The sequence below is a fragment of the Enteractinococcus coprophilus genome (assembly GCF_006716305.1).
In the GTDB taxonomy this organism is placed as follows: domain Bacteria; phylum Actinomycetota; class Actinomycetes; order Actinomycetales; family Micrococcaceae; genus Yaniella; species Yaniella coprophila.
Genome location: NZ_VFOU01000001.1, coordinates 16,739 through 33,279 on the forward strand (window position 1 = coordinate 16,739; position 16,541 = coordinate 33,279).

Genomic DNA, 16,541 nt, shown 5'->3' on the forward strand with positions numbered 1-16,541 from the left:
TCCTAATTCTCGGTGCGTGGCTTTCGAACCTGCTCAGCTATCCGACTGATCACGCGGATCACGAGCCCCACGGTGAGGGCTGAAAAGAGCGTACCTTCGCGTACGCCATACAGCCCATCGAGCAGCACCCAGGACGCGATCACTGCTAAGGTCACCATGATCGTATCGACCACGATTTTGACGGTTCCGTAGGGGATATTTTGCAAAACCGTGTAGATCGCAAAAACAATCCCATCACCAGGCAGGTATGTCAGACGCGGTTGCACCTCAATAAACACCCCCAGAGCCAGACTCACCACACTGACGGTAATCCAGGCCCACTGTTCAAGATAACTCGACGGATTAAGCCAGGACGTCAGGTGCATACACAAATCAACGAGCAGCCCAAAGGCAACAGTGACAGGTATCTGGATGAGCTGGAATAACTTGAACCTGCGACGCAGTACGAGCGCTTGCAACCCGACGAATAACAAGTTCAGCGTCATGACGTAGGTCCCCACGCTGACGGGAGTTGCAAAAGATAGCACTGTGGGCAACGAAGCAATCGGCGCTGTTCCGAGATCTGCCCGGACAGAGATGGCAATACCCATCGCGATCAAGAACACTCCGACAAGAAAGACAAGGCTTCGATTAATGTGGCGCATCACTCGTGACGACCCCGGACCATAGGTAGGCCACCAATAGTTCGTTGAGTTCTCCACAGTCCTGGTGTGCCGTGTCCTTGAATCCTCACCACGTTCAGTCCCGGGCAGATATCATTCACCGTCTTCTGTTGTTGTGCACGCTGACTCCAACCCTTATCCGTTGTATCAGCGCAGGTTTGTCCCTCGAGTCATTGTAATGGCGCAATCCGCAAACACTGGCCATGTAGCACTGACTAGGTCTTCTGGCTGGTTTGGCTGCGGCAAGATGGCTGGGAACGTATGACGCTGAACACTTACACCGGGCGCGTACAAGGATCACAGCGGGTCTTATCTTGAAGTCGCTTTTAACCGGTGCATAGGATGGGGTCGAACGATAAGGCACAGAATATGACCCCAGAGTTGAAGTGGAGCATCGCTTAATGACTAGCCCGATCAAACCTCACAAAACCGACCACAGTACGGTCCCGCATGTTTTTACGCAGCACAACGGTGATCAGCAGGAGCTGACGTTCTCACCAGCGGAATTCGATCGCCGGCTGGCTAACGCTCGAAAAGTGATGGCGGCTGATGATGTGGAGGCGCTGGTACTCACCAGCATGCACAATATCAAGTACTTCTCTGATTTCGTTCCTTCCCCCTTCGGTCGGCTTTTCGGCATCATCATCACCCCTGAAGATTCCATTACCATCACCCCCTGGGTTGATGGCGGCATGCCTTGGCGCACTACGTACGGTGACAATATCGTCTACTCGGATTGGGATGCACAAAACTTTTTCCGCGCCATCCAGCACACGCTGGATGAACGCAACATCAAACCGCGCCGGTTGGGGATCGAACACGATGGCCTCACCGTTGAGGAATACCACCGCCTCCACGATTGGTTCGACGGCGTTGAGCTTGTCAACGTAGCTACGGATCTGATGAATCAGCGCGTGGTCAAATCAGAGGAAGAGATTCACCTGATCAGCGAGGGTGCACGAATCGCTGATATTGGCGGTCGGGCGATTAAAAATGCAATTACGGAAGGCATCACCGAATACGAATTGGCCTTGATTGGTACCGAAGCGATGGTGCCCGAGATCGCCAAGTCCTATCCCTCACGAGAACTCCGCGAAACCTGGTGCCTCGTGCAGGCCGGTATCAACACTGATGGTGCACACAACTGGCCGACTACCCGCAAACTGCAAAAAGGTGACATCTTATCGATCAACTGCTTCCCGATGATGTCAGGCCACTACACCGCTATGGAACGCACCATGTTCTTAGGTCAGCCAGACAAACGCAGCCTGGAATTATGGAAGATTAACGTTGAGGCCTTTGAACTCGGAAAAGAACTTATCAAGCCTGGCGCCGTTGCCCAGGATATTGCAGCTGAACTCAACCGGTTCTTCGAAAAACATGACCTGCTGAAATACGCCCCGATCGGTTATGGTCACTCGTTTGGTGTCATGAGCCCCTATTACGGTCGCGAAGCCGCGATGGAGTTCCGTGAAGACATCGAAACAGAACTGAAACCAAACATGGTGGTTTCGATGGAACCGATGTTGACCATTCCAAATAATTTGCCGGGCGCTGGCGCGTACCGTGAACACGATATCCTCGTGCTCACGGAAGATGGGCACAAAAACCTGACCGATTTTGAAGTCGGCCCGGAACATAACATCATCGACTCATAGTCATACCGAGATGCTATGCGGTATGGGTGGGGAAGTACGTTTCCCCACCTATACCTTCTTCAGGACTGGTGAGGACCGTGGACTGCACGTGACCTGGGGCGTCCCGCAGTGCGCACACGGTACGAATTATGTGACTGGGAAATAGTTGGGAACAAAAAACTCCCCCGCAATTGCAGGGGAGTTTTACTGTAGCTGTGGGCGGATTTGAACCGCCGACCTCACGATTATGAGTCGTGCGCTCTCACCAACTGAGCTACACAGCCACGTCAGATATCTGACTCCGGATAAAAATAGCCTGCGGAGCACGCAGGCTATTTTTATCAGAGCCCCGACCGGGATTTGAACCCGGGACCTCCATCTTACCAAGATGGCGCTCTACCCCTGAGCTATCGGGGCAACGAGATAAGACTTTACCAACAAATGATCAAAAGGCAAAATCGATATGCTCGTTTATGGCAAACGTCACGGTGCGTTGGTTTTAGCTGTTAAAGTCGGACCGTTTCTTGGTTTTGGACCAGCGTTGTTTTTTCTTTTGACCTCGCTGTGCCCCATCAAAACCGCCACCGCGCGAACCACGAGAATCAAAGGACTTCGGCGCACCGCGGTCAAGACGCAGATTCAACTTGCGTCCACCGACCACGGCATTCTTGAGGGCCTCTTCCTGCTGATGAGATAATTTCTCAGGCAGTTCCACCAGTGAGAAGGTCGGGCGGATCTGGATGTCACCGATATCGGAAGTGTCGATATTGGCTTCGTTCGCGATGGCACCCACAATGTTGCCAGGACCGACCCGGTCTTTGTGTCCTACGGCGATCCAATAGGTCGCTTGACCTTCCTTACTTGGGCGCTTCGGACGGCTGGAACGTTCACCTGATTGCTGTTCCTTGCGACGTCCACGCATATTCATCGGTGGCAGGTCTGGTTCTGCAGCTTCCAGTGGGCGACCGTCTTGGGCCATCATCGCTAGCGCAGCAGCAATATCGACGGCTGCCACATTGTGTTCTTCGATGTAGTTGGCAACCAGGTCTCGGTACACCGAGAATTCGTCAGATTCTACCTGTGACGCAATGGTCTTGGTAATTTCTTCTGCAAAGGCTGCACGACGTGACGCGTTGACTTCGTCCAGCGACGGCAACTGCATTTCTTCCACCGATTGTTTGGTGGCTTTTTCAATCGAGCGCAGCAAGTAGCGTTCCCGCGGGGTCATCAACAAGATGGCATCGCCCTGACGCCCGGCGCGGCCGGTACGGCCAATACGGTGCACGTACGAGGCCGTGTCGTGTGGGATGTCATAGTTGATGACGTGGCTGATACGTTCGACATCGAGACCGCGGGCGGCAACATCGGTAGCAACGAGGATGTCGATGCGGCCGGCGCGCAAATCGTTCACGGTTTTTTCGCGCAGGTTCTGCGGAATATCACCGGAGATGGCGGCCGCAGCAAAGCCGCGAGCGATAAGTTTTGAGGTGAGCTCCTCGACCATATTTCGGGTACGCACGAAGGTGATAATGCCGTCGGTCTCTTCGGTTTCCAACAGGCGAGTCATAGCTTCAAGCTTCCATGGCTGAGCGACCTGTAAATACCGCTGACGGATGTTCTGAGCAGGTTTGGACTGACCTGCGACCTCGACCTGTTCAGGATTGTTGAGGTAGTCACCGGTGATGCGCTGAATCGCGCGTGGCATGGTCGCCGAGAACAATGCGGTCTGCTTGCCGTCGGGCGCTTCAGACAGGATGCGGTCGACGTCTTCGGCGAAGCCCATACGCAACATTTCGTCGGCCTCATCGAGCACCAGATATTTCAGATCGGACAGATCCAATGACCCGCGTTCCAGGTGGTCGATGACGCGCCCTGGAGTACCCACGACGATAGTTGCCCCGCGACGTAGCCCGGCCAGTTGTGGACCATACGAGGAGCCACCATAGACGGGCACTACTGAAACGGTTGGGATGTGGGCGGCATAAGAGGTAAATGCCTCAGCGACCTGCAGCGCGAGTTCACGGGTTGGTGCCAGCACCAGGACCTGGGGGCTGTCGTGGCGTTCGTCGACCTCGGCCAATTTGGACAGGACAGGCAGTGCGAAAGCTGCGGTTTTACCAGTACCGGTCTGGGCCAGACCCACGACGTCGCGGCCTTCTAATAGCAGCGGGATGGTACGCGCCTGAATTGGCGAGGGCTTTTCATAGCCGAGACCTTCCAACGCTTTGGTGATCGGGTCGGCGAGGTTGAGCGATTCAAAAGTAATTTCAGTTTCGGGCAGCGAAGATTGTTCGGTCAAAAAGACTTCCTAGATTTCGTAAGGTGATGTAAGGATCCGGATGTATTCCTTGCAATGCACGCTACGGTCCACTCAACAGTCCCAGTGACTGGAGTTGAAGACGAAAAGGAAGAAGCCGGATCTGGCTGAACTGTTCTAGTCTAAGCCAGATCCGGCGTTTTCAATAATCGAGGTCGCCTCTAGAGACCTTGAAGGGCCTGTTCGAGGTCTCCGATCAGGTCGTCAATATCTTCAATACCGACAGAAAGCCGGATCAAATTACCAGGAACCGCCAACTCGGTGCCCTCAACTGAGGCGTGCGTCATAGCGGTTGGATAGTTCAGCAGCGATTCTACGCCACCAAGAGATTCTGCCAAACGGAAAACGTGCGTGGACTCGGCCACCTTGCGGGTTGCTTCCACACCGGCTTTGAACTGTACGGAGACCATGCCGCCGAAGCCAGACATCTGCTGCTTAGCGATCTCATGACCAGGGTGATCTTCTAAGCCGGGGTAGTGAACTTTTTCCACCCCAGGTTGTTCGGTGAGCCACTGTGCAACCGCGGTGGCATTGGCAACGTGACGATCCATGCGCACACCCAGGGTCTTCAGCCCGCGGGTGACCAGGTACGAGTCCAACGGAGAATTCGATGCACCAGCAGCGTATTGCTGGAACTTGATCGCCTCGGCCAGCTCTGCATTCTCGGTTACCAGTGCCCCACCGATCGTGTCGGAGTGGCCACCCATGTATTTGGTGGTCGAGTGTACGACAACGTCGGCACCGAGTTTCAGGGGCAGCTGCAGATACGGCGTCGCAAACGTGTTATCCACAACCAGCAGGGTGTCGAACTCTTTGGCCAGTTCCGCTAGGGCTGCGATGTCGGCGATTTTCATCAGCGGGTTGGTCGGCGTTTCAACCCACAGGATCCGAGCTTTCGCCGAGACCAAGGCCTCGCGTACTTGATCCAGGTTCGACATGTCGACGACTTGGTGTTCTAACTGCCAGGGGCCAAGCACTTTGTCGAGCAGACGGTAGGTGCCGCCGTAGACATCGTTGCCAACGACTACCCTATCGCCGGGTTTGCAGGTGGCCATGAGTAACGCGGTTTCCGAAGCTAGCCCGGATGAGAAGGTGTAGGCATACCCGGTGTCCGCATTGCCGGTTTCGAGTCCAGCAATTTGGGTTTGGAGTGCGTCGCGGGTCGGGTTGGTGCCACGTCCATAGTCGTAGCCTTTGCGCAGTTTGCCGATGGCCTCGGGTGCGTAGGTCGATGACAAATGGATCGGCGGAACAACAGCGCCGTAGACCGGGTCGAGTTCCTGACCGGCGTGCACGGCCCGGGTGTTGAACCCGGAGGTGTGTTTATCAATGAACGTCATAAAAATATGCTCCTGGGTTATGCGTTGTCAATGAGGTGCATCAGAATGTCGTGCGCGCTGACGATGCCGGCGATGTTGCCATCGCGTGTCACCAGCGCAGCTGGAGCCGAATCTAGAATGGTTTTCACTTCGGCCACGGGCGTCATGTATCCGACCATGGGGAGCTCTACCAGTTCAGTTTCTGACAGCGGCGTCTGGGCGGTGATCTTGCCGAGAACCAGCTGGTTCATCAGGTCCTTCACGGTGACCGCTCCACGCAGCTCACCGATGCGGTAGTGCTCTTGGACCCCGCCGACCACCGGGATAGCGTCGATGCCGTAGCGGTTCATCGTCGAGATCGCGTCGGTAACCGGTGCGTCGATTTCTGCGATGACGACCTCCGGCAGTGAACCCGGCAGCCATTGGGTTTTGGCATCCAGTAGCTCCCCGATCTGGGTTTCCAGCCCGGCAACCTCAACGGTGGTTGTCGCTTCCTGTGGGGCTATCGGATCGGTGCCATCGCGGTATGCGGTGCCAATGCGTTCTGGCGCGACAGGTTGTGGTGCGTTGGTGTCAAAACCATGTTCCTGCATCCAGGTTTCCGAGAAGACTTTGCCCAGATATCCGCGACCCGAATCCGGCAGGATCACGACCATCAGGTCGTCTTCGGTCAGCTTTTTGGCTTCTTTCAGCGCAGCTGCAAGCGCCATCCCCGAAGATCCCCCGGCCAGAATGCCTTCTTCAGCAGCCAGACGGCGGGTGTAATGGAATGCTTCGGCATCCGTGATCTCGTGGATCGAGTCTGGCACCTGTGGATCGTAGTTGCCCGGCCACATATCTTCGCCGACACCTTCGACGAAGTACGGTCGGCCTGAACCGCCGGAATACACGGAACCGGATGGATCAGCGACGACCACTTTAACCGGACCGGATGCGCGGTCGGTCGAGACCTCTTTGAGGTAGCGTCCGGTGCCGGTCATCGTCCCGCCGGTGCCCGCACCAATGACCACGTGGGTCACCTGGCCTGCGGTGTCGTTCCAGATTTCTGGTCCGGTGGTTTCATAGTGTGATTCCGGAGCAGCAGCGTTGAAGAACTGGTTGGGCTGATAGGCGCCGTCGATGGATTCTTCTAGCTGATTCGTGATTCCGTAGTACGAGTTGGATGAGTCCGGTGCCACCGCGGTTTCCGATACGACAACGTCAGCGCCGTAGGCTTTGAGCACATCGCGTTTTTCTTGGGCTACTTTGCTTGGCGTGACGAAGACGGACCGGTAGCCTTTTTGTTGTGCCACCATGGCCAGACCGACACCGGTGTTACCGGAGGTGGGTTCAACCACGGTTCCGCCCTTGGAGAGTTTGCCTTCGGCTTCTGCCCGCTCAATCATCTTCAGGGCAATGCGGTCTTTGATGGATCCGCCGGGGTTGAGGAATTCGCATTTGACCAGGATCGTTGGTTTCAGATCCGATCCGATCGAGTTGAGTTTGACCAACGGCGTATTGCCAATGAGGTCCAGAATGGTTTCTGCGTACTGAGGTGTCGCTGACGTAGGCTGATTTTGGCTCATAGTCACCACGCTACCTGCTTCGGTGGTTTCACGGTGTGTCAGGAGGTTATAAAACGCCATGAACTTTGTGCGCAAGCCCGACTATTCTGATGTTTTGCACCCTGGTGTCGCAGTCGATGTAGCCGCCAATATGGCACCGCTGGTTCGTGGCAAGGGCGACCCTACTGCAGCTACCGTGGATGGGGTCAGCTGGCTTTCGTTCCAGCCGGTCGCCACCGGCCCGGTGACCATCGCGATTGTTCACCCGGCCTCAGCGCTGCACCCTGGTCCTATCCGATATCACGTATGGGCCAATGGTGACGACGACGCCATTCAGAGAACCGTGCAACGCATGCCACTACTGCTGGGGATCGATAATGATGCCCTAGCGGGCTGGGCTGCATTCGATGAATTGTTGGCACAGACTGCTGATCTGTTGCCGGAACGCGTGGTGGAAGCACGGCGTCGTCATCCGGGAATGCGGTTGATAGCGACCGGTCAGCTCCTCGATGAGCTGTTTACCGTGGTGTTAGAACAAAAAGTTACCCAGCAACAGGCTCGTGCGACCTGGAGCTGGTTGGCCGAAACCCATGGCAACCCTTCCCCCGCGGGCGATCCTGCGCCGAAGTTGGCACCGCGTCCCGAGACCATCATGGATATTGCCCCCTGGCAGTGGCATGCAGGTTGGGTGCAGCCGTTTATGGTGCGCACGTTGAAAACCGTGGCGTCCCGCGCGAGCGCAATCAACCGGTTGGCTGATAAGCCCTTGGAACGAATTAGTACAGGATTGAATTCGCTGCCGGGTATCGGACCGTGGACGGTGGCAGAAACACTGCAGCGGACCCACGGGGCAGCCGATTACGTGGCGGTGGGTGACTTTCACATTGCCCACCACGTCGGCGAAGCGCTGACCGGAAAACGCACCGATGATGCCGGCATGTTAGAGCTCCTTGAGCCCTGGGCCGGTCATCGGCAGCGTATTGTCAGGCTGATTTATGCCTCGGGGATCCGCTTTTCGCGTTACGGGCCGCGCATGGCGGCAACCGATTTTCGGGATCGTTAGTTGTTGTTTTGCTCGGCTTTGGCGCGAGCTTCTTCGACCTGTTTGTGGACTTCTGCCATATCCAGTCCGCGAACCTGTTCGATCAGGTGGTCAAGCTGCTGGGCGTTGATCGCGCCGGGCTGGGAGAAAACCAGCACGTTTTCCCGGAAGGCCATTAGTGTCGGGATCGAAGAAATGCCGGCTGCTGCGGCGAGCTGCTGCTGATCTTCGGTGTCGATTTTGCCAAAGACAATGTCGTCGTGTTTTGCAGAGACTTCATCATAGACCGGTGCGAACATCTTGCAGGGACCACACCAATCGGCCCACCAGTCCACCAGGACGATGTCGTTGTTTTCGATAGTTTCTTGGAACGTTTCTTGGGTGAGATCTTTTGTTGCCATGCGGCCAGCCTACTAGTGGAGCCATATCGTGCCTAGCGTGAATCCACAGATGACCATCCGTCGAACGCGAACACTGACGAAACGCTTCGTTCTGTCGCCGAGGACAGATATCTCCTAGCGGCTAGTGCGATTCAGTAATGCTACCTGCAGCTAGCCCTGAGAGACCTCCGGCAGCCGGCTTCCGGCGACGACTCCGATGAGCCCCATGACTGCTAGAAAGAGCAGCGCCCAGATGATATTGATCAGCGCCAGCAGTGAACTGAGTCCACCAACTATCAGCAAAACGATGCCTAGCACGGAGTTGGAGACGGCCACATAAACCGTCCGCTGATCGCCCCGGGCCATATCGACGATGTACGTTTTTCTCCCGATGCGAACCCCGGTGTGCATCAGCGTTACCGCGAAGTAGGCAATCACGAACAATAGGTTGCCGAGCCAGCTATCAGCGGTAAAAGCCGGGAGTGCTGTCAAGATAACGGTGACGATGATAATAGCTGATGCGACACCGGCTCCTATGCTCATGAGTTTCTTACTGGAACGGTCTGCAAAACGTCCAAACAGACGACCGCCAATGAGTGCCGCAAGCCCAGAGGCGATGATGAACCCGCCCAGTCCGGTCAGACTTGAGGCTCCGGAATGTACCGAGAGCGTCACGATAAACGGTGGGCTCAACGATGACACCAGTAAAAGGCTGCGAACTGTAACAAAGTTTCGAAACGGTTTGTCATCTCTCAACAGGGTGATCATCTGAGTAAACCAGTTGGTGGTTTGCCCAGATTGGGTCTCATCAGCAGTATCGACCGGCTGTGGTGCTATCTCATCAGCAGGCTCCCGGATACCGATATATACAACCGCAACCCCTACCCACAGGACCACACCTAGGACGAGCAGCCAAAACAGTTCCTCGGCCGGTAAGTCGTTGCTTCCGAACCAGCGGATTGCGAGTCCCAGGGTGATCGCGACGAGTCCGGCGGCAGTCGTAGCTAGGCCGTTGAGTTGTCCGCGTTCTCCTTTAGGAATGGTGCGGCCTTGAACGTCTTTGGACGAGATCGAACACAGACAACGCCCCAGCGCGAAGATCGCCAGCGCTGCCACGATCAGGAGCCCGGCGATCATGCCCTCGCTGAGGGCTGCGGTGGCAGCCATTACGGCGACCGCGGCCGCCTGTACAATAGCACCGGTCACAAAAACCCACTTGCGGTATCGCACGCGCAACACTAAGGGCGTGAGAAATGCTTGGGGCAGCATAGACCCGGATTCCCGAATGGGTACAAGCACACCCGTGAGCGCCGGGGGTACGCCCAGTGCGGCAAACAGCCAGGGTAGAATGGTCGACGCATTCACTACCTGGTCGCCCGATGACTGCAATGAATTGGCCAGCACGAGACGAAGCCCGTTCGGCGCCAGGTTGCTGCGGCTTTCCGCCGTCATCTGGTCTTCGGTTTCAAGGGTGCGGCGTACCAGCGCCGAATAGACTCGCTCAGTGACACTCATGGTGGACGGTGAAACTCTAGTGGTCCTGGTCTGCCTGCGTCTGATGAATGGTGCCGTGCGCGTGATGTGGCGGAGCATAGAGGCTATAGATTTTCATGGGTTCATCCCCAATGTTGGTGATATTGTGCCACTGGCCCTTGGGGACGAGGATAACCCAGTCGTCTGAGACCTCCTCGTCGAACGTCAACTCATTTTTCGACGGACCCATCTGGACGCGACCATGGCCCTGCTCGAGGCGGAGAAACTGATCGGTGTCGTCGTGTACTTCCAGTCCGACATCTCCACCAACCGGGATGGTCATCACGGTGAGCTGCATTTTCTCCCCGGTCCACAAAGTAGTCCGGAAGTTTTCATTGGTCAGTGTGGCTTCTTCAATGTTGACGACGTACGGATGTGGTCCATGATCAATGTGTTCAGTCATATTCGGATCCTAACGACCGTCTAGAAGTAACGCCAGCAATCAATGACGCATTCTGTGCTCATGTACGGACAACTGCAACGGGCGTAAACAGCACTGCAGCCACCCCGAAGGGTGGCTGCAGGTCCAAACTATTGGGGCTCAGACTTAGCGCGACACCAGTTTGAAGAACGTACTGTGACTGCCATCGGCTTTTTGCTGCTGGTAAAGGAAAGCTAGATTCTCTTGATCGAATCTTTCGAACCAGTCATCCCACTCGATGTGTTCCAGCTCGTCTTCTCCGGCACCTCCAGGGAAGTCAATCCGCAGAATACCGCTGGTGTTTGACGAATCGGTTCCGCGCACCACAGCGGGTTTACCGCTGTGGGCTTCTGCCCATTTGCGAATCTCGTCATGATCGGTGGTCGTGTTGCTTTCAGATGCCACGATGTCCTCCTTGGATTGTTTGGTGGATCAGGCTATTTTCGACGCTACGTATCGGGTCTGCTACTGACAAGAGTCCGTGGCCTAAAGTTGCCTCAGGGTGCGCTGATAATACGCTGGGAGTGAGGAGATTTCGTTGGTACCGAACGGAATCGTCGTATGTGACCTTTTACCCGGAGCACCCGGGCTGCTAGCCGTAAAGTTGTGGCCATGGCAAAATTCTCATCCTCACAATTGAAGATCTTGGCAACCGCCGCCATCGGCGGGCTCGCGCTGGCCGGCTGTGGCGATAGCGGCTCCACCCAAGACGAAGCAGCCGGTGACCCCCAGTCCGGCGGGACATTGATCTATGCCTCTGGCGACGCCGAACCTGACTGTTTAGATCCCCACTACGGCGGAAACTACCCGCAGGGTTTGATCTCAACCCAGTATCTCGAGACTTTATTCACCAAGAATGAGGATGGCGAAACCGTCCCGTGGCTGGCTGAGAGCTCGGAAGTCTCCGAAGACGGTCTCACCCACACCATTACCCTGACCGATGGCATCACGTTCCACGATGGCACCCCACTGACCTCCGAGGCGATCAAAGCCAATATTGAACACCTCCAAGACCCGGACACCGCATCCTCCACCGGCTTCCTGGCGGTGCAGAAGGTTGAAGAAGTCGAACTCGTCGACGACCTGACCGCGGAGTTGCACCTGTCGGCACCAGATAACGCGCTGGAAGAATCCCTGTCTATGCACTGGACCGCGATTCAGTCTCCCGACGCGCTGGCTCGCGACGTCCAAGAAAACTGTGAAGCTCCGATTGGCACCGGTCCTTTCCAGGTCGATTCCTGGGACCGCGAACAACAAATCAACCTGGTGCGCAACGAAGACTATGTCCTGCCGGTTGAAGACCCAGAGCGTGAAAACGACCTGGCCTACCTGGACGGCATTACTTGGCGTCTGATCCCCGAGGCTGCCACCCGCTACGCTGCGCTGCAATCCGGTGAAGTTCATATCATCGACAACGCCCAACCAGACACCATCCAGTCTGCTGATAATGCCAACATTGGTCACTTGGATTCCCCACGCCCGGGCGCGTCAAACCGCATCGAGCTGAACTCCTCGCAGGCACCATTTGATGACCAGCTGGTGCGTGAAGCTTTCATTCGTGCGGTGGATGTTGACGGCGGCATCCAGGCTCTATTCTTCGACACCGCCCCGCGTTCGCACTCCTTGTTATCCTCGGTCGAGTCGCTGGGCTATTCCGATGATGCGCTGTTTTACCGCGACGTCGACGAGGCCAACGACCTGCTCGATGAAGCCGGTTGGACCGACCGCGACGACGACGATGTTCGGATGAAAGACGGCGAGCGCTTAGAGATCGTCATGCCGGTCTCGACCAACCAGTCGGTACCGGCCGAACAGTCACTGTTTGAGCAGTTCCAAGCCCAGGCCTCCGAAGTCGGTTTTGACATGCAGATCAATCTGTTGGATTTGTCCAGTTGGTATGCCGCACTAGCTGAGCATAACTACAACCTGGTTTCGGCCCCGTACACCAAAGTTGGCCCGTCTGTGCTGCGCATTTTGTACCACTCATCGTCGATTGAGCCAGCACCATCCGGTTATTTCGCAAATAACGCCCAGGTCGATATCCCAGAGCTGGATGAGATCCTAATCCAAGCCGAAGAAACACCCGACGGCGCCGAACGCGCTGACCTCTACGAACAAGCACAGCAAATGGTGTTAGAAGACTTCTACGTACTGCCGCTGTATGACCAGCAGAACCATTTCCTCTACACCGCTGATGTCCAAGGCATGGGTGAGGCTTCGGCCATCGCTGCACCTGAGTACTACAACGTCTGGCTCACCCAGTAAGTAGTTCATGCACATCATCACGTGGTTGGCCCGCCGGGTAGGAGCCGCAGCTATTTTGCTGTGGCTTGTGGCCACCGTCATCTTCATCGCCATCCGGTTCATCCCGGGTGATCCAGCCGAAGCCATCATGGGAGGACCCGGCTCCCAGGCTTCGGCCGAAGCCTTAGAAGCCGCCCGCGAGCAGTACCATCTCAACGAGCCCATCTTGGTGCAATACGGGCTCTACCTGGGGAAACTCGCGACCGGTGATCTGGGGACCTCTTACGCCCAGCACCGCCCGGTTGCGCAAGTCATGGCCGAAATGCTGCCGGCAACGTTGCAACTGACGCTCATTGCATTAGTCATCGCCTGGTTGATCGCGTTTGTCATGGCCGCCATTGCCGCGCGCAGCTCTCGCATTGGTCAGGCGATGGGCACCATTATCGAAGTTATCGCCGCTGCCATCCCCCACTTCTGGTTGGGCGCGATGCTGATCATTATCTTTTCGACCTGGCTGGGTTGGTTGCCAGCCGTGGATACCGGCACTGTGCAGGGCATCATTCTGCCCGCCGTTACCCTGGCCATCCCACTGTCGGGTTTCCTTGCACAATTGATGCGCGACAGTTTATTGACCGCGATGAACTCGCCGTTCGCATTAGCGGCCCGTGCCCGCGGAGCCTCCGAAGGTCAGGTCTTCTTCCGCCACGGTTTCCGACACGCAGCCCTACCTGCACTCAATCTCACCGGTTGGGCGGTCGCGGCTTCGATCTCGGGGGCCGTCGTCGTTGAAGAAGTCTTTGCACGCCCCGGCCTGGGGCGCTCGCTTCTTGGAGCAGTATTGTCTCGGGATATGCCCATGGTCACCGGCATCGCGCTGTTCTCAGCACTGATCTATATGGTGGTGATGCTGGTGGTCGAGACGATCGAAGCGTTCATTAATCCTGCAGCGGCACGAGGTGATGACCAGTGACCCGCACCGGGAAGTTCCTTGCCGGCGTGTTCGTGGCCCTCATCGCCGTCGCTGCCCTGTTTCCATCGTTGCTGGCACCAGGCAGCCCCCTAGCCGTGCATCCGGCCGAAGCATTCGAATCCCCGTCGTTACGCCACCCTTTTGGCACCGATGAATCCGGCCGCGATATTTACACCCGTGTCGTCCACGGCACGGCCGATTCGTTGACCATTGGTCTTGCGGCCACCGGATTGGGTATGGGCATCGCCGTCGTCCTGGGCATTATCACGGCGTTCGCGCCACGCTGGATTGACTCGGTGATTCTGCGCGGACTTGAAGTGCTGTATGCGATTCCTACTTTATTGATGGCGTTGATCATCATCGCATTTACCGGGCCCGGGACCACCCCCGCGATTATCGCCGTAGGGCTATCCACTGCCCCGGGCTATGCTCGGCTGATTCGTACCCATCTGCGCACCTTGGTGAACTCTGAGATGTTCGACGCCGCCACGGTCCTTGGACACTCCACCTGGCGCAAAGTCCGCAACCATCTGGTCCCGAATACGCTTACGACCCTGTTAGCGCTGGTCACGTTGGGTATTGGCCAGGCGGTCATTTGGGCCTCTGCGCTGTCATTTCTCGGGTTGGGAACGCCGCCTCCGGCACCCGAGTGGGGTGCGATGCTGGCGTCCGGCCGCACATATTTACATTTTGCCTGGTGGATGACGGTGTTTCCTGGGCTTGCGATTGTCACCGTTGCCGCCGGGGCGACTCTGTTAGGGCGGTCGGTTACGCGGAGGAGCACATGAGCCAGGCAGCTGTTGAAGTCAAGAACCTCTCGGTGTCGTTTCCCGGGCATGGCAAGTCTGTGATCGAAGCGGTCAAGAACGTCTCGTTCAAGCTCACACCAGGCAAGGCCTTAGGTATTGTGGGTGAGTCTGGTTCAGGAAAATCGGTGACCGCTCGCGCGCTGTTAGGTCTCGCAGGAGGGCAGGTGACCGCCGATGTCCTCAATATTCTGGGCACGGATGCCAGAAAGCTGCCGGATGCTCAGTGGCGCGAGCTGCGCGGTGGCAAGGTGGCGATGATCTTGCAAGATGCGCTGAATAGTCTGGATCCGCTGCGTCCGATTCACCGGGAGATCGCCGATGCGCTGCCCTTAGCGCGGAAAGCACGGAAACATGCCGCGGTCGAGGCGCTGCGCCGTGTCGAAATGCCTAACCCCACGGTGCGCGCTGATCAACGCAGTCCACAACTCTCGGGGGGCATGCGTCAGCGTGCACTGATCGCCCAGGCCATGATTGGCAATCCGGCTGTGGTGGTCGCGGACGAAGCAACCACCGCGCTCGATACTCGGCTGACACGACTGGTGTTGGATCAACTGCACGAGCTCACCACTCAAGGCATCGCACTGGCGATCATCTCGCATGACCTGGCACAAATCGCTCAAGTAGCTGACGAGATTATCGTGATGCGTCACGGCGAGATCGTCGAGGCGGGGTTAACTGATCAGATCCTCGAACGTCCATCCCATGATTACACCAAGCAATTGCTCGCTGCGGTCCCGGCGGGGGTTCCGCGATTTGTTCCGTTGGCCCGTGAGGTATCCCAGGGTGCCACGCCACAGGCGGGTCTCCCCCGGTCAGAAGCATCACGCAAGGCCACCGATGAACTTGCAGTTGAGGTCACGGGGTTATCGAAAACCTTCGGTGATCACGTTGCGGTCGACGACGTCTCGTTGTCCATTGGCAAAGGCGCCACGCTGGGTTTGGTCGGTGAGTCCGGATCCGGGAAGACCACAACCGCTCGCATGATCCTGGGCTTGACCGCGCCAGACACCGGTACGGTGCATATCTTCGGTGAGCAATTCACGCCGGCTAAAGAAATTGAACGTCGCGCCCTCCGCGACCGAATCGGAGCCATTTATCAGGATCCGCTTGCGTCCTTCGACCCACGCTATTCGGTATCTCAGATCCTGATCAACGCTCTATCTCAGGGCACGACTTCAAGAGCACGCCAGTATCGCAAACGGGCCGAAGAACTGCTGGAAACGGTAGAGCTAGACAGCTCTGTGCTGAGTCGGTATCCCCGAGAACTGTCTGGTGGACAGCGACAACGCCTCGCGATCGCTCGCGCGTTAGCTCCAGAACCGGATATCCTGATCCTGGACGAGCCGGTATCAGCCTTGGATGTTTCAGTTCAGGCCACTGTCTTGGACCTCTTGGATCGCATCCAACTGGAAACAGCAACGAGTTATCTCTTTATCACCCACGATCTCGCGGTCGTGGAGCACATGTCCGACACGATCGCGGTCATGACGAACGGTCAACTTGTCGAAACTGGGATCGCCGAACAGATCCTGAATCATCCACGGCACACCTATACTCAAGAACTCATGGCTGCAGCGCCTACGTGGGGTATCAACCGCGCTTCATAACCTCACGAACCCTCGCCAACCAGATCGTGACGCATATCACCCGGATCGTTAGGGTC

14 protein-coding genes and 2 tRNA genes are annotated in these 16,541 nt (G+C 56.7%); 6 read left to right on the forward strand and 10 right to left on the reverse strand.

Features of this window, described 5'->3' with window-relative positions; translation table 11 throughout:
- Positions 1 to 2: 2 nt before the first annotated feature.
- A complete protein-coding gene (locus FB556_RS00080) occupies positions 3 to 701 on the reverse strand; it encodes a YczE/YyaS/YitT family protein (protein WP_141863617.1) in 699 nt (232 codons plus the stop codon).
- 362 nt (positions 702 to 1,063) lie between these two features.
- Here FB556_RS00080 and FB556_RS00085 point away from each other — a divergent pair, with 362 nt between their 5' ends.
- Positions 1,064 to 2,320 (forward strand): aminopeptidase P family protein, encoded by a 1,257-nt coding sequence (locus FB556_RS00085; RefSeq protein WP_141863619.1) that lies wholly within the window; start codon positions 1,064 to 1,066, stop codon positions 2,318 to 2,320.
- A gap of 189 nt (positions 2,321 to 2,509) precedes the next feature.
- On the opposite strand, the gene FB556_RS00090 is transcribed toward FB556_RS00085, so the two are convergent.
- The 5 genes from FB556_RS00090 to FB556_RS00110 form a co-directional block, all read right to left on the reverse strand.
- Positions 2,510 to 2,583, reverse strand: a tRNA-Met gene (locus tag FB556_RS00090).
- 61 nt (positions 2,584 to 2,644) lie between these two features.
- Positions 2,645 to 2,716: transfer RNA gene (locus tag FB556_RS00095), tRNA-Thr, on the reverse strand.
- Positions 2,717 to 2,798: 82 nt separating this feature from the next.
- Positions 2,799 to 4,598 carry a DEAD/DEAH box helicase gene (locus FB556_RS00100; RefSeq protein ID WP_141863621.1) on the reverse strand — a complete coding sequence of 600 codons (1,800 nt, stop codon included), beginning with the start codon at positions 4,596 to 4,598 and terminating at the stop codon, positions 2,799 to 2,801.
- 179 nt (positions 4,599 to 4,777) lie between these two features.
- Positions 4,778 to 5,956, reverse strand: coding sequence for a cystathionine gamma-synthase (locus tag FB556_RS00105; RefSeq protein ID WP_141863623.1), 1,179 nt, complete (start codon positions 5,954 to 5,956; stop codon positions 4,778 to 4,780).
- Positions 5,957 to 5,973: 17 nt separating this feature from the next.
- Complete coding sequence (locus tag FB556_RS00110) at positions 5,974 to 7,500, reverse strand: pyridoxal-phosphate dependent enzyme (protein WP_141863625.1); 1,527 nt, start codon at positions 7,498 to 7,500, stop codon at positions 5,974 to 5,976.
- Between the two features lie 58 nt (positions 7,501 to 7,558).
- Here FB556_RS00110 and FB556_RS00115 point away from each other — a divergent pair, with 58 nt between their 5' ends.
- Entirely contained in the window at positions 7,559 to 8,542 is a 984-nt protein-coding gene (locus FB556_RS00115; protein WP_141863627.1) for a DNA-3-methyladenine glycosylase family protein, read from the forward strand.
- On the opposite strand, the gene trxA is transcribed toward FB556_RS00115, so the two are convergent.
- The 4 genes from trxA to FB556_RS00135 form a co-directional block, all read right to left on the reverse strand.
- Positions 8,539 to 8,922 (reverse strand): thioredoxin, encoded by a 384-nt coding sequence (gene trxA, locus FB556_RS00120; protein ID WP_141863629.1) that lies wholly within the window; start codon positions 8,920 to 8,922, stop codon positions 8,539 to 8,541. The genes FB556_RS00115 and trxA overlap by 4 nt on opposite strands.
- A gap of 150 nt (positions 8,923 to 9,072) precedes the next feature.
- Entirely contained in the window at positions 9,073 to 10,416 is a 1,344-nt protein-coding gene (locus FB556_RS00125; protein ID WP_141863630.1) for an MFS transporter, read from the reverse strand.
- A 16-nt stretch (positions 10,417 to 10,432) separates the two neighbouring features.
- A complete protein-coding gene (locus tag FB556_RS00130) occupies positions 10,433 to 10,837 on the reverse strand; it encodes a cupin domain-containing protein (protein WP_141863632.1) in 405 nt (134 codons plus the stop codon).
- 144 nt (positions 10,838 to 10,981) lie between these two features.
- Positions 10,982 to 11,260, reverse strand: coding sequence for a hypothetical protein (locus FB556_RS00135; protein ID WP_141863634.1), 279 nt, complete (start codon positions 11,258 to 11,260; stop codon positions 10,982 to 10,984).
- Between the two features lie 207 nt (positions 11,261 to 11,467).
- On the opposite strand from FB556_RS00135, the gene FB556_RS00140 reads away from it, so the two are divergent.
- The 4 genes from FB556_RS00140 to FB556_RS00155 are packed head-to-tail and all read left to right on the forward strand — an operon-like array spanning position 11,468 to position 16,485.
- The gene (locus tag FB556_RS00140; RefSeq protein ID WP_141863636.1) at positions 11,468 to 13,120 is read left to right on the forward strand and encodes an ABC transporter substrate-binding protein; all 1,653 of its coding nucleotides are present in this window, start codon (positions 11,468 to 11,470) and stop codon (positions 13,118 to 13,120) included.
- 7 nt (positions 13,121 to 13,127) lie between these two features.
- Entirely contained in the window at positions 13,128 to 14,069 is a 942-nt protein-coding gene (locus FB556_RS00145) for an ABC transporter permease (protein ID WP_141863638.1), read from the forward strand.
- Positions 14,066 to 14,857, forward strand: coding sequence for an ABC transporter permease (locus FB556_RS00150; protein ID WP_141863640.1), 792 nt, complete (start codon positions 14,066 to 14,068; stop codon positions 14,855 to 14,857). Before FB556_RS00145 ends, FB556_RS00150 begins: the two co-directional genes overlap by 4 nt.
- Positions 14,854 to 16,485 (forward strand): ATP-binding cassette domain-containing protein, encoded by a 1,632-nt coding sequence (locus tag FB556_RS00155; protein WP_141863642.1) that lies wholly within the window; start codon positions 14,854 to 14,856, stop codon positions 16,483 to 16,485. Before FB556_RS00150 ends, FB556_RS00155 begins: the two co-directional genes overlap by 4 nt.
- Positions 16,486 to 16,541: the final 56 nt, after the last annotated feature.